The sequence below is a fragment of the Aureimonas sp. SA4125 genome (genome assembly GCF_019973775.1).
Classification (GTDB): Bacteria; Pseudomonadota; Alphaproteobacteria; order Rhizobiales; family Rhizobiaceae; genus Plantimonas.
In genome coordinates this window covers 4,108,373-4,120,664 of record NZ_AP025032.1, presented here as the reverse complement: position 1 = coordinate 4,120,664, position 12,292 = coordinate 4,108,373, and the positions used below count along the sequence as shown (strand labels likewise).

General features: G+C 65.9%; 14 protein-coding genes. 10 read left to right on the top strand and 4 right to left on the bottom strand.

Going from position 1 to position 12,292, the window contains the following annotated elements:
- Both tnpB and Sa4125_RS19545 read right to left on the bottom strand, forming a co-directional pair.
- On the bottom strand, window positions 1–357 hold the full coding sequence (tnpB, locus tag Sa4125_RS19550) for an IS66 family insertion sequence element accessory protein TnpB (RefSeq protein ID WP_224000737.1): 357 nt from the start codon (window positions 355–357) through the stop codon (window positions 1–3).
- On the bottom strand, window positions 354–788 hold the full coding sequence (locus Sa4125_RS19545) for a transposase (protein ID WP_224000735.1): 435 nt from the start codon (window positions 786–788) through the stop codon (window positions 354–356). The genes tnpB and Sa4125_RS19545 overlap by 4 nt, the downstream gene beginning before the upstream one ends.
- A gap of 594 nt (window positions 789–1,382) precedes the next feature.
- Between Sa4125_RS19545 and Sa4125_RS19540 the strand changes: the two genes are divergently transcribed.
- From Sa4125_RS19540 to Sa4125_RS19515, 6 genes are all read left to right on the top strand, one after another.
- Window positions 1,383–1,685 (top strand): hypothetical protein, encoded by a 303-nt coding sequence (locus Sa4125_RS19540; RefSeq protein WP_224000733.1) that lies wholly within the window; start codon window positions 1,383–1,385, stop codon window positions 1,683–1,685.
- 2 nt (window positions 1,686–1,687) lie between these two features.
- On the top strand, window positions 1,688–2,458 hold the full coding sequence (locus Sa4125_RS19535) for a hypothetical protein (protein WP_224000731.1): 771 nt from the start codon (window positions 1,688–1,690) through the stop codon (window positions 2,456–2,458).
- Window positions 2,455–2,793, top strand: coding sequence for a hypothetical protein (locus tag Sa4125_RS19530; RefSeq protein ID WP_224000728.1), 339 nt, complete (start codon window positions 2,455–2,457; stop codon window positions 2,791–2,793). The genes Sa4125_RS19535 and Sa4125_RS19530 overlap by 4 nt, the downstream gene beginning before the upstream one ends.
- 53 nt (window positions 2,794–2,846) lie before the next feature.
- Window positions 2,847–5,231, top strand: a complete 2,385-nt coding sequence (locus Sa4125_RS19525; RefSeq protein WP_224000726.1) for an AAA family ATPase — start codon at window positions 2,847–2,849, stop codon at window positions 5,229–5,231.
- A 238-nt stretch (window positions 5,232–5,469) separates the two neighbouring features.
- On the top strand, window positions 5,470–6,054 hold the full coding sequence (locus Sa4125_RS19520; protein WP_224000724.1) for an HGGxSTG domain-containing protein: 585 nt from the start codon (window positions 5,470–5,472) through the stop codon (window positions 6,052–6,054).
- Window positions 6,051–6,446 carry a hypothetical protein gene (locus tag Sa4125_RS19515; protein WP_224000723.1) on the top strand — a complete coding sequence of 132 codons (396 nt, stop codon included), beginning with the start codon at window positions 6,051–6,053 and terminating at the stop codon, window positions 6,444–6,446. The genes Sa4125_RS19520 and Sa4125_RS19515 overlap by 4 nt, the downstream gene beginning before the upstream one ends.
- A 52-nt stretch (window positions 6,447–6,498) precedes the next feature.
- Here Sa4125_RS19515 and Sa4125_RS19510 read toward each other — a convergent pair whose 3' ends face one another.
- Together Sa4125_RS19510 and Sa4125_RS19505 are read right to left on the bottom strand one after the other, a co-directional pair.
- The gene (locus Sa4125_RS19510; protein WP_224000721.1) at window positions 6,499–7,182 is read right to left on the bottom strand and encodes a recombinase family protein; all 684 of its coding nucleotides are present in this window, start codon (window positions 7,180–7,182) and stop codon (window positions 6,499–6,501) included.
- 140 nt (window positions 7,183–7,322) lie between these two features.
- The gene (locus tag Sa4125_RS19505) at window positions 7,323–7,712 is read right to left on the bottom strand and encodes a hypothetical protein (RefSeq protein ID WP_224000719.1); all 390 of its coding nucleotides are present in this window, start codon (window positions 7,710–7,712) and stop codon (window positions 7,323–7,325) included.
- A 385-nt stretch (window positions 7,713–8,097) separates the two neighbouring features.
- Between Sa4125_RS19505 and Sa4125_RS19500 the strand changes: the two genes are divergently transcribed.
- From Sa4125_RS19500 to Sa4125_RS19485, 4 genes are read left to right on the top strand one after another with little or no spacing between them, the layout of a single operon-like run.
- Window positions 8,098–8,661: a hypothetical protein gene (locus Sa4125_RS19500; protein WP_224000717.1), complete on the top strand. Its 564-nt coding sequence runs from the start codon at window positions 8,098–8,100 to the stop codon at window positions 8,659–8,661.
- On the top strand, window positions 8,658–9,134 hold the full coding sequence (locus tag Sa4125_RS19495; protein WP_224000715.1) for a hypothetical protein: 477 nt from the start codon (window positions 8,658–8,660) through the stop codon (window positions 9,132–9,134). Before Sa4125_RS19500 ends, Sa4125_RS19495 begins: the two co-directional genes overlap by 4 nt.
- An 11-nt stretch (window positions 9,135–9,145) precedes the next feature.
- The gene (locus tag Sa4125_RS19490) at window positions 9,146–10,564 is read left to right on the top strand and encodes a hypothetical protein (RefSeq protein ID WP_224000712.1); all 1,419 of its coding nucleotides are present in this window, start codon (window positions 9,146–9,148) and stop codon (window positions 10,562–10,564) included.
- Complete coding sequence (locus Sa4125_RS19485; RefSeq protein WP_224000710.1) at window positions 10,564–12,246, top strand: hypothetical protein; 1,683 nt, start codon at window positions 10,564–10,566, stop codon at window positions 12,244–12,246. The genes Sa4125_RS19490 and Sa4125_RS19485 overlap by 1 nt, the downstream gene beginning before the upstream one ends.
- The last annotated feature ends 46 nt before the right edge of the window (window positions 12,247–12,292 follow it).

Below are 12,292 nucleotides of genomic sequence, written 5' to 3'. Positions count from 1 at the left end.
TCAGCCTGATGACGACGGGACGCGGCTGGTCTGGACCTCGTGGACTCGGCGCCAGTCGAGGCCTTCGAGCAGCGCCGATAGCTGCGCCGCGGTCAGGTGCATGACGCTGTCCTGGGCCTTCGGCCAGCGGAACTGGCCGTCCTCCAGCCGCTTGGCGACCAGCACCACGCCGGTGCCGTCCCAGAATACCAGCTTGATCCGGTCGGCCCGCTTGGCCCGGAAGACGTAGACCGTGCCCGAGAATGGATCGGCGCCCATCGTCTCGCGCACCAGCGCCGCCAGTCCTTCCGCGCCCTTGCGGAAGTCGACGGGCTTGGTTGCCACCATCACCCGGACCGCGCCCGTCGGCCCGATCACGAACCACACTTCAGCGCCGAGATCACCGCCGCTATCGTCGTTGGGCTCGCGTCGGGGCCAATGCGAACAACGACGCCACAGAGCTCCAGTTCGATCCCGCCGCCGCTTCGAGCCGCAGCCCGCTTGCGGCGCGGCGGCTTCGGCGAATTGTGCGGCACGACACTCGAGGGCGGTTCGACGATGACGGGCACGAAAGCCGGCGAGGCCGCCGAGCCCGCATCGAACACACGGCGTGCCTCACGCCGCCACCCAAAAATCTGCTGCGGCAATAGCCCGTGCCGACGGGCCACTTCCGAAACCGCCGCGCCTGACACCAAGGTCTCCTCCAGGATCCGTGCCTTGTCGTCCGCCGACCAGCGACGCCGTCCCCCAGCCCCGTTGATCACCTCGACCCGGCGCATCGGCTTAAGCGTAATGTCAAATCCAGACACAGAACGATCCTCTTCAAGATCGTCAGACTCGCCTGTCAGGCCACAGCGCGAAAGGTGGAGCCGGGATGACGCTTACAGTTCAGCCACCACACTGAAATTCGCAGCGGCGTCCGCGCCGGACCTTTCGCAGCTGCCTGACGAGGCGCTCCTAACGGATCGGCAGAAGGCATGCCTCAGCGGTTTTACCGTCGATGCCTTCAAGAAGTGGCGCCGGGAGGGGCGAGGTCCGGCAACGATCTACATCGAAGGCCGGCCACGTTCGACCGTGCGTGCCTATCGCGAGTGGGTGAATGCCGGCGCTCGCACAGCAGGCGGCCGGACATGACCGCGTTGGATTACGCGAAGACCGAGCAGCTTCGCCAAACGCTCACGGCCCCCGGTATCACCAGCGCCGATCGTCTAGGAGTTCTTGTCCGTCTTCTGCGACATGAGCCTGGACCCGTCTTCTGGCCCGCGTTCGCTGCCGCTTGGCCGTGCTGCGATCGGACTTGGGCGAACCAGCGTCAGCTCGTGCGAATTCTGCGATCCCGGTCGGCCCCTTGGCGGTTGTTCGCAGCGCCAGATGACGCTCGCCTTTATGACAGGCTCCCCGCCATGATCACCATCCACCGCGGCTGCGCTCGACGCCGAGTGAGGGGAGTTTCCTGGACGCTCGACAGGAACGTGGCCGAAGGCTTTGCTCGCGGCCATCGGGCCATACGCAACCTGCACCCGGTCATCGCCTCGACACGCGTTCCGAGAGCGATCGTGCTTGCCGCCTTCACCGAGCGCGGCGAGGCGGAAGTGCTGATCGATCCCCGGTTTCTACCCGTACAAATCGACGTCGAGCGGTGCTTCCGTGGCGAGACCGGTCGCCAAGGGACGAACGTCAGCACTTGTTCTGTCTCGGGAGCCTAACGATGCCGCCACACACAGGAAACTACGTAGTCTTTGCCGCCAGCCCGGCCCCGGGAACCGTCTACGAGTTTCACGACGTCGGCACCGCGATGCGCGACGATGACGTCGACCCGTCTTTCGCCTCCGGGCCGGTCGAGATGACGGACGACATGCACCCGGCTTATCGAGAATGGGCCGAGCGAAACAATCCGTATCTGCGGTGGCGTGAAAGGCGGCAGGAGGAAGTGCTGCACGATAGGCTGCGACAAGCCGGTTTGCCTCAAGACGCGATCGAGAACCCGTCGCCCGCCTTGCTGTTGCTGATGAAGGAGATGCGCGCCGGATGGTTCGCGCTCTACTGCATTCTCGACGAGCACGTCGCGAGCCGGCCGCCGTTCCCGCGGCCGTCGCGCGATAAGCGTATCCTCGCCATGGCGTGCATGGCTTGCGGACATTCGCCGACCGCCGCCGCTCGGCTACTCAACGTCGGCAGCCGACGGAAAGGTTTGGACCGGAATCATGTGCACCGGGCGAGCAAGTCGTTTCAGAATTTCTTTCTGGGGCGATCTTCGCGTGAATTCGAACTGGAATTCACGCGAAGCTGGAACCTCTGGCTTGCGACCGAACGCATTCGCGTCCGTGCTGCCAAGCACCCTTGGCTGAAGCACTACCGAGGCGCCGATCTGGCGCATGCGATCGACGAAAAGGCTGGCCTTCTACGCAGTCTCGAAAGGGAACTGGATTTCCTCGGCGAGCGCGGCGCGCTCATGCCGTACGCACTGCCAGCGGCGTGACGCGCGATTTCCAAGCCGATGTAGCCGGCTGTAATCGCGCATTTTGGATCGGCAAGGTGACAGGCCCACCCCTCGACCAGGAGCCTGCCGTGTCTCACCCTCTCGCCATCGTGCCGACCAGCACCGAAGACTTCCTGATGCCCGCAGAGGCCGCCCGGCGGTGCGGGCGATCAGTCTCATGGACCTACGACCGCATCACCGACGGCAGCCTTCGCGCCGTCAAGCGTGATGGCCGAGCCGTTATCTGCGCCGACAGCGTGGACGCCTTGCTCCGCTCGCGCCCGGCTCCGCATGGCCGGCCGAAACTGCGCCTGATCATCGGTGGCTTGAAATAGAAAACGGCGCCGCCGGGTACGAGCCAGCAGCGCCGCGAAAGGTATTGAGCACAGTGGAAAACATAGCATCCGAAGCCCCAAGCGGGCAAGTTTTCGGCGACGTCCTCGGCGACCGTTCTCGACCACCCGCGGACGAAGCCGCCACCGCCAAGTCGTCGCAGGTACTCGAGGTCTCCCGGACCGTGCTCGATGGCGCTGGCGATTGCGCCTCGCCGGCGAACGCCTTTCGTCAGTTTTGGGATCTCGGCTACAAGTCGATCATCCCGATCGTGCCGCCCGGCGCGCCGCTCTACGAGAACAGTGTACTCCAAAGGAGCGTCGATGCCGGCAAGGATCCTCGCGGCAAGGCGCCAGGCATCCGCGGAAGTGACGGCCGGTGGATGGGTTTGAAGAACTGGCAAACGCGAGAAACGACCGAAGCTGATCTCGACCCTTGGTTCGCGTCTGGCGCCGGCGTTGGGCTCGTTGATGACGGGGGCCTCTGCCTCTTGGACATCGACGCGACCGACGAAGCGACCGCCAATGCCATCGAGCGGGACGCGCTGGAGGCGTTCGGCCCCGCGCCGCTGCGCGTCGGATCGTGGCCGAAGCGAGCGCTTGTCTACCAGGTCGACGAGCCGCTCCTGTTCACCAGCGTCACGTTCGAAGGGCCGGACGGCGAGAACCGCATCGAGGTGCTGGCGCAACAGAAGCAGATGGTCGTGCAGGGCATCCATCCGAAGACCGGCAAGCCCTACGAGTGGCGCAGACCGATCGTACCTCGCGACAAGCTCACGCTGGTGACGCACGATCAGGTCGACGCGTTTCTCGATCGGCAACGCGCGAAGCTGCCGGCGGCGACGAGATCGACGGGAAGCCTGCCCGTGGATCGCAGCAACCTCGACCAGGAAGCACTCAAGGGCGACATCGAGCTGATACGTCAGGCCGTCGTCACGATCCCGAATTCATCTGAACTGTTTCCGCGTCGCGACGACATGGTGCGTTTTGGGTTGGCACTGCGTGCGGCGTGCGCCGACGATTTGGAAAGCGGTCGAGAAATATTCCACGGGTGGGCGTCGCGGTGGGAACGTGGAGACTACGACTACGACAAAGCGGACCAGGTTTGGAACTCGCTGAAGCCGCCACATTCTATCGGGGCGCGATGGCTTTTCAAGAACGCCAGGAAGCATGGCGGCGACGAGGGCGCGGCGGTTTACGACAGCTACATCGGCACTAAGTTGTTCGAGAAGCTAAAGGACGGCGAAACCGACACGCCAACGCCAACCGCTGCCTTAGACCCGACAGGCAAGAAGCGGTTTAGCTTCGATGATTTCGCAGACCTCGCAGCGGTCGCGATGCAAAGTTCCGCCAAGCCGCTGATAAAAGGCCTGCTGGATCAAGGCGCCATGTCGATCCTGTACGGCGAGAGCAATACAGGCAAGACGTTCGTCGCGATGGATCTTGCCTACCACGTTGCCTCGGGTCGCCCTTGGGCAGACATGCACTCCGCCGGCATGATGGTGGTCTATGTAGCCGCGGAAGGCGGACGTGGCGTTTCAAAACGCATTGCTGCGCTTCAACGCAAGTTCCCCAACGACGCCGCGCCGCCGTTCAAGGTGCTGCGGTCGAGCGTCGATCTGTTGCGGGGCGACACCGATTTGATGCCGCTGATCGCGTCGATCCGGGAATTAGGCGTCGATGTCGGAATGATCGTCATTGACACCCTGTCGCGCGCGATGGCGGGCGGCGATGAGAACGCGAGTACGGATATGGGGGCAATGGTGCGGCATCTGGACAAGCTCCGTGCAGCAACAGGGGCGCATCTGATGGCCGTACACCACAGCGGCAAGGACCGGGCTAAAGGCGCCCGTGGGCACTCCTTGCTGCGGGCTGCAACCGACACCGAGATCGAGATCACGGCGGGCGACGACGCCAGGGGCGAGATACGCGTCACGAAGCAGCGGGACCTAGACCGGAGCTTCAGCACGGGCTTCGCCCTGGAGCCGGCGATGCTCGGTTTCGACGACGACGGGAATATTGTCACGTCTCGGACGGTCCGGCTGCTTCCGAAGATGGCGGCAACGGAGCCAAACGGCGAGCCGAGCCCGGAGGAGATCGAGCGGCGGCGACGAATTGCGCACGCCGTCCTGCGGGCACTTGGTGGCGCCGATAGCGCAAAGATCAATGCGGTGCTGCCGCGTCTGGTGACGGAGATGAAGGCGGCCGGGGTGAAGGTGGGGGCGACCCTTCCTACGATCAGAACTCTCCTATTGGGCGCCCTTTGCGAACCCGGCGTCGAAATTGATGCCGACGGACAGACTTTCATACTGACGGTCGCGAAAAGCGATCACGGGGAAAAAGCGCCGTGGATCATCACGGCCCTGAAGGTGCCGCGGTTCGACAAGGACAACTTGTCCGAGGGTTATGAAAGCGATGAAAGACAGGGGGTGTTTTCATGACTTACATCGTTGAAAGATATGCGAAATTATCTCTCGGAAACCCGATGAAAGCGATGAAAATGGCATCTGCGCTTTCATCGCGAAAAAAACGCAAGGAAAACAACGATGTAAGGATGAAAGCGATGAAGCCCCTTCGGGGGACGCCGTCGCTTTCATCGGCGGCGGCGGTCCCGGTTCCGGAGGGGACGAGAGGCACGGGGTCGATACCTCACCTAGCCAAAGTTAGGAGACTGCCCCGATGCGCGATCTGAGCCCGGCGCGGGCCGCGTGGTGCCGATCGGCCCGGTGGCGCGACATCGCCCGCCAGCACTGCCGGCGGATGAACGCCGAGCGGGTGGCCGGCCCGAAGTGTGGCGCCAAGACCCGCGTGACTGGCGAGCCCTGCCGAAACCCGCCGAAGGCGAACGGCCGTTGTCGTCTGCACGGCGGCAGCACGCCGAAGGCGAAGGATTGGCACAAACCACGATGGCCCGATCGAGACAGCCCGGGGGCAATGGACAAGCTCGCCGCCAAGTTGAAGGACCTCGAGCGGGCTGCAGAGAAGCGCGCAGCGCGCCTCGCCGCCATGTCACCCGACGAACGGGCGCGGCACGATGCTTGGCACGCAGCGCGCAAGCCCGGCTCGCCGGCCGAACGTGCCCGCGTCCGCGTCGATCGTCAGCACGCCGCCGAAGCGCGCAAATTGCCCGACCGGCCGGCCGCACCGCCAAGTGCCGAATTGGCGGAGATCGAGCATCACATCGAGGAGCTGCGGCGCCAAGCCGCCGAGATCGAAGCGCGTCAGGACGCGGCGAGGCAGAAAGCATGGAGCGTGTTCGAATGACCACTGAGCGGGAACGACCGGAAGAGGTCCGCGAGGACGTGCTCGACCTGATCGAAACGCGCGGCCTCCGGGCGGCGGCACAAGCAGCGATCGCCGTTTGCGAAGACGCGGCGGCACCCGCGCCCGCCCGCGCTACAGCCGCCGGCCTTCTCTTTCGTGCGGCTGCGCTCGGCGGGTTCGGGAAGCAAGGTGAGCGGGAACGCGATCTGGAACCGCACCAGATGGACGGGAAGCAGCTTCAGGCGGCGATCGAGGACCTGAAGCGGCGCGAGGCAGCGCAGAAGCGCCGCGCGCGTTCTGGGGGCTCTGGAGGCGTTGCAGACGAAAGCCGCCACGGGAGCACCGCCGCGCCAGCCGAAAGCCCTGCCGGCGCCCCCGGGCTATTCGACTAGGCACCCAAGGCGAAGCGCTCGACGAGACGGCGCGGAGGTTGACGAGTTGCGCCTAAGCGGCGCGGGCAAGGACGCGTCCAACCTGAACCGCGGTCCAGGTGCCCCCACGCGCCGTTCGCACCGCTCGCGCGTTCAGGACTTCCGCGATCCCCCGGTGTGATGTCGTGCCCGCGTCTCGGATGCTGGCGATCACCGGAAGCACGTTCGCTGCAAAGGCGTCGGCCTCTTTCGCGTTCGATGCGGCGCCCGCCTTGCTCGCTTCGGCGAGATTTGTCCGATTGCCAAGCTTCGCGCCGGCCGCTTTTTTCTGTTGGAGCGCTGCCTTCGTGCGAGCCGCGATCATGGCGCGTTCTTTCTCGGCGAGAGCGGCATAGACGTGGAGCATGAAGGGGTCGGCATCCGCGCCGAGTTCCGCCACGATAAACGGAACCCTCTGCGCCATGAGGCCAGCAATGAAGGCGACATCGCGGGAAAGCCGATCGAGCTTGGCGACCACGACAGCGCACTTATGGCGCCGAGCGCTCGCCAGTGCCGCCGCCAGCTTCGGTCGGCGCTCGAGAGCGTCCGCGCCCTTTGCCGTCTCGATCTCTTCGAATGCCTCAATGGTGTGGAAGCCATTGGCGGAGGCGAATTGAGCGATGGCCATCCGTTGTGCGTCGAGACCCAGGCCGCTCTTGCCTTGGCGGTCGGTGCTGACGCGGTAGTAGGCAACGAGAGTACGGGAAGGTTCGGTCATGACGGCCTCGTCGGGGTTGTTACAAAACCATACGAGCGTATGGAGTTGTTACGCAAGCCCCATTTCACCTAAAAGCGACGCAGTGGATGAAAAAAGCCCGGCGCGATGGCCGGGCTGTCTGTCGAGCGATAGGGTGATCGTCAGGCGACCGGCTGGGCGGTCCCGATCGCCTCGCGGAAGGCCCGGAACAGACCGCTCTCGGCACCGCGGGGCAGGATGACGCGGATCTCGACCATGCCGTCGTTCAGGTCACGTTCGCTGTAAGAAGGGCCAGCCGCAAACGGCTCGTCGTCGGGGCCATCATCCTCAGCTTCTCGCCACCCGGGGCGGTTCTGATCGAGCATCGCGCCTGCGACCCAGCGCATTGCCCCGCGCTCGCTGCCTCTGGCGATCCCCTCGATCTCGTCCAGCGCGTCGGCCGCGCCCTCCGTGTCACCGGCCGCGACAGCCGCTCGGTACTCCGCCACGGCCTGCCAATAGACATGAGTTTCCCACTCGCTGATGTTCGTGATGATGGTGTTTGCCTGCATGGCCTGGCTCCGATTTGACATGTTGCCGGCATAGGTTGCGGTGTCTGCCGGCCAGCCATCAATAGGGCGACCAAAGAAAGAATTTCTCCCATTCTGCCAGGGGCTTACGCTGCATCGAAGCGGCGTTGTCTGCTGCATTTCCAGTGCTTGCCGTTGCCTTCCGCGAGGGCGGACGCGGCAGACGCACCCCTGCCCCCCGGAGGGCCGGGGCACCCCCCTAGGGGGCAGTCCGAACCGTCACTTGCTGGCGGCGTCAGGCGGGTGAAGGAATTTTTGCCCCCGCCGAACTTTTCGGACCTGATCGCGCGATTTCCGACGCGCAAACAGGGGGTCCATCGCGCATTCGAGCCGCCTATTATCGACCCTGAACACAAGGGTCGAGCACATGCCCATCACAGCGCCACCCACGACGGGCGATCATATCCGCCACCATATCGTCTCGTGCATCTGCGACGACTTGCGCGTCGCCGCGCTGGGGGAGCGCCCTTTCCAAAACCTCGCGTCCGCTGTCGGCGAAATTCTTCACCTTTGCGACGGCAGGGAACCCCTCAGCTCATGCCACCAGAGAATGATCCGGGATGCTCTCGTTCTCTACGAGAGCGAAATCGAAAATCAGATTTCCAGTGGGGCTGAAAGTGTTGCCGACACAGGCATCGGCTACGAAAGAGTTGCCGACGGGCTGACCGCTTTCCGTCGGCTCGTCGACCATTGGGCTTGTCCGCCCGGACTGCGGTTGCCCCGTCAACACCCCGACTTGCAGGATGCGAAGGACCGGGCGCGCATCCTCGAAAGCCTCTGCACGATCGAGAGCTTGAAAGGGCGGGTTTCCGAGCGGCGGCAGAAACGGCGGGCGCATCGAAACCGGGCGCTCGTCGCCGAGATCGCGGCGGCCCTCGGCGTTGCCATGCCAGCCCAGTCCGCGGCGCCAGTCTGGGGCGCATCGCGATGACCGTCGACGAGATGCTCCAGACGATCGCGGCGCGCTTCGACAGGGCGGCGACGGCCGGGCCGGACTGCATTGGCGAAGCGGTCGCCGGCCTTTGCGGCTTGCTCGCCGCCGGGCTGATGCCGAACGACCGCGGGGCGCCCGCCAATGTCGTCGGAAGCCTCGTTTCCGCAATCGCTTCCGCGGCACCGGCCGTCGCCGACGCGGCGCACCCGCGCATCTCGCCGGATGCCGTCTATCTCGGCCTCGCCGCCGCCAGCGGGTTCGCGTCGCTTTTTAGCCAGGCGCCGACCGACGCCGCGGCGGCCGTCGATCCGCTACTCGCCGCCGACAGGATCGATCACACAGCGTTGCTTGCCGACGAGCTCGATGCGGTCATGCGCCGAAGGCGGATCGAAGAGCGCGGCGACGTTTTCCGCCGAACGATCACCATTCGCCGCGCCTTGGCCGCCGAGTCGGCCGGCGCCCTGAACTGAGAGGAAAGAACATGGTCATCGTCAATAACCCAGCGATCGGGCAGGCCGCCGCCAACATTGCCAGCCTCTTCGCGCCGCCGTCGGGCGCCGAGGCGGCTGGCTGGGCCGCTGCCAACGCGAAGCGAGCCGAGGCCAAGCGTCTCGCCGATTTCTACGCTGGGGCGCCGGAGATGGACGCGGCGGCCTATGACCGCGTCGGACCCGCGTTGGGTTTGTGGACGCCTAACCAGGGCGTCGGCATCACGCAGCGAGGCCAGGACATTGGCAGCGCAGATGCCCGCTATGGCGTCGATGTCGGCGCCATCACGTCACGCACGAACAACGCTGCCGACAATACCCGCGCCCTGACCGAGCGCCAGATGCAGGAAAGCGGGCTCTTGGCGCGCCAGTTTGCCGAGCCGATCAAGGCGGCGCCCGGCGAGACCGTGTTCCTGCCGGGGCAGACTGCCAGCGCGACCGGCCTTGCGCCGACGCTCGCAGGCGCGCCCAAGCCGCTATCGACCGATGAGACTGTTGCGGCGGTGATGCAAGGCTTGGATCCGACGACGCTCCAGCAGTTCGCGGCGGACAAGTTCGCGCCAACCGAAAGCCAGGTGCAGGGTCAGGAGCGCCGCCGGCTCGCTGCCGACGGCACGCTCGACGACCAAGCCTTGCTCGACGCGATCCTTGGCGAGCGGGCGCCGGTTGAGGCGATCGGTTCCGACGGTCGCCTGCGCTTCATGGCGCCTGGCGCCGCCATCCGCACGGGCGCAGAGCCCGCGCCGCGCTCGCCGCTCGTCAACGTCAACAACGTCGAGCCCTCCGATGGGAAGCTGCGGAACAAGCTCGACGAGGCTGAAGGAACTCGCTGGTCCGCGCTCCAGGCTGCGGCGACGACGGCATCCGGGCTTCAACAGGACCTCGACCTGCTGAGCGCGCTCATTGACGAAGCCCCGCAAGGTCCGCTGACCGGTCGCCTTTCCGAGTACTTCCCCGAGCTCACCACGGCCGGCTCAGCCTTCCAGTCGGTCGTCAGCCGTGCGGCGCCCGGGCTTCGCGTCGAGGGCAGCGGTGCAACAAGCGATATCGAATATCAAGGCATGGTGCGCAGTCTGCCGCGCCTTAGAAACAAGCCCGAGGGCAATCGTCTGATTGTCGACATGATGCGTGCCAAGGCCGACATCAACGTCGAGCGCGGGACCATTGTCAACGCTTACCAAGTCGGTGACATCGACGCGCCTGAAGCGCGTCGTCGACTGGACGAAATCAACCGCGTGTCGATCATGACGCCCGAGCTGCGCTCGATGATGGGCGGCGCCGAAAATGCGCAAGACACGGGCGCTGGCGGCACGCCGCGCGCGCCGACGATCGAGCCTGGCACCGTCGAGGACGGTTTCAGGTTCCGCGGCGGCGATCCCGCCGACGCGGCGAATTGGGAGGCCGTAGGCTGATGGCCGGTCCTTGGGAACGTTACGCGGCGCCGGCAGCACCGAAAGCCGCCCCATCGGCCCCGTCAGGGCCGTGGGAGCGCTATGGCGGCGCCAGCGCACGCACGGCGCCTGGCAAGGCCGGGACGCGGCCAACGACCTCGCCAGCGCCGGCTGGTGAGTGGCAACGGGCGACCATCCTGCCCGCTGCAAAGAACACGGCAACGGGTGAAGTCGACTTCGCCTGGCCGCAGATCGCAGTCGACGCCTACGAGGCGTTCAGTCTGCCCGGCGATGTCTACGAAGGGAAAGTCGATCCGACATCCGACGAGGGCATGTCGCGGACGCTGAACCTTGCCGGGATGGCCGCCGGCGGCGCCCTGACGGCACCGACGCGCAAGCTGATCGACGATGCCGGCCGCGCCGTTCCCAAGGCCGTTGTGCGCGGTCTACGCGACGATGGCGTTCCCATCGCCGACATCGGCCGGCGCGTCCGCGAGCTCGGCCCCGACGGCGTGGTCGCCGATCTTGGCGAGAACCTTCGGGGCAAGGCCGCCGCAATCGCCACCACGCCCGGAAAGGGGCAGCGTGTCATCACCGATCGGCTGCGCGCTCGCCAGCTTGCCGCCCCGGATCGGCTGACGGGAGCCCTCGACGAGACCCTCGGCCCCGCGCCGATCCCGTCCTACCTCCAGCGGGGCATCCGCGACGATCAGCGAGCGCTCGGCCCGGAATATGAAACCGCCCTTGCCGGCGCCGCGCCCATCGACACGTCGAGCCTGGCAGGCGCCATCGATGCGACCGTGCCGAACCTTCGGGGCAAAGCGCAGACGGCGCTCCAGAGCGTGCGGGGTATGTTGAATGCGACGGGCACCGACGATCTCGATCCCTCGCCGTCGACACTGTTCCAGGTTCGCCGGGCGATAGACGGAATGCTGAGAGACGAGGCCGACAGCAACGTCACGCGCGTTCTCGGGGACGTCCGCAGGCAGGTCGACGGGTTGCTGGGAGACGCCGCGCCCGGGATAAAGCAGGTCGACGCCCGTTATTCCGAGCTCGCGCGGCAGGGCGCAGCGGTCGACCGCGGGCAGACCGTTCTCGGCAATGGCCGAACCGATCCGCGGCCGGCCGAGCTCGCCGACGAGGCGGCGGCCGGCGCGGTCGCGTCCGGCGAAATCGTCGGGCCGTCCGGCGTCACGTTCCGTCTGCGCCAGGGCGCCCGGGCCGAGATCGACCGCATTGTCGGTACGAACCTGAACGACCGTGCGGCCCTGAATAGCCTGCTGAAGGGCAACAGCGATTGGAACCGCCAGAGGCTGACGACACTGTTCGGCGCCGAGCGCACGGACCAGCTTTATCGGATCCTCGAGAACGAACGGGCGATGGCCGACACCGAAAACCGGGCGCTTGCCGGGTCGAAGACAGCCACGCTCCAGGCCGCACAGAAGGAGATCGACGGACCAGCAAAGCGTCCCGGCGTCTTCCGGTCAGCGGCAAACCTGAAGGTCGGCGACGCAAGCGCTGAACTGATCGACGCCATCTTCGGCGGGGCGATCGATCGCCAGCGCGCCGGCCGCAACCTTGCGACCGCCGACAGCCTGATGAGCCGCGGCGACTTCCGCGACCCGGGCCGGATGGTGTCGACGCCGGCCGCGCTGCCCTACAGCCTGCTTATCGAAGCGATCATGCGAGAGGATAATCGCTAGACGGGCGCTCGGGCTGGCTTTCGTCGCCCCCTATTCAGCGCACTCG

Bases quoted from the DNA above. Each gene is read 5' to 3' on its own strand.
- Sa4125_RS19500 (WP_224000717.1), top strand. From the start codon at position 8,098: ATGCCCATCACAGCGCCACCCACGACGGGCGATCATATCCGCCACCAT.
- Sa4125_RS19540 (WP_224000733.1), top strand. From the start codon at position 1,383: ATGATCACCATCCACCGCGGCTGCGCTCGACGCCGAGTGAGGGGAGTT.
- Sa4125_RS19505 (WP_224000719.1), bottom strand. From the start codon at position 7,712: ATGCAGGCAAACACCATCATCACGAACATCAGCGAGTGGGAAACTCAT.
- Sa4125_RS19490 (WP_224000712.1), top strand. From the start codon at position 9,146: ATGGTCATCGTCAATAACCCAGCGATCGGGCAGGCCGCCGCCAACATT.
- Sa4125_RS19515 (WP_224000723.1), top strand. From the start codon at position 6,051: ATGACCACTGAGCGGGAACGACCGGAAGAGGTCCGCGAGGACGTGCTC.
- Sa4125_RS19510 (WP_224000721.1), bottom strand. From the start codon at position 7,182: ATGACCGAACCTTCCCGTACTCTCGTTGCCTACTACCGCGTCAGCACC.
- Sa4125_RS19535 (WP_224000731.1), top strand. From the start codon at position 1,688: ATGCCGCCACACACAGGAAACTACGTAGTCTTTGCCGCCAGCCCGGCC.
- Sa4125_RS19495 (WP_224000715.1), top strand. From the start codon at position 8,658: ATGACCGTCGACGAGATGCTCCAGACGATCGCGGCGCGCTTCGACAGG.
- Sa4125_RS19485 (WP_224000710.1), top strand. From the start codon at position 10,564: ATGGCCGGTCCTTGGGAACGTTACGCGGCGCCGGCAGCACCGAAAGCC.
- Sa4125_RS19520 (WP_224000724.1), top strand. From the start codon at position 5,470: ATGCGCGATCTGAGCCCGGCGCGGGCCGCGTGGTGCCGATCGGCCCGG.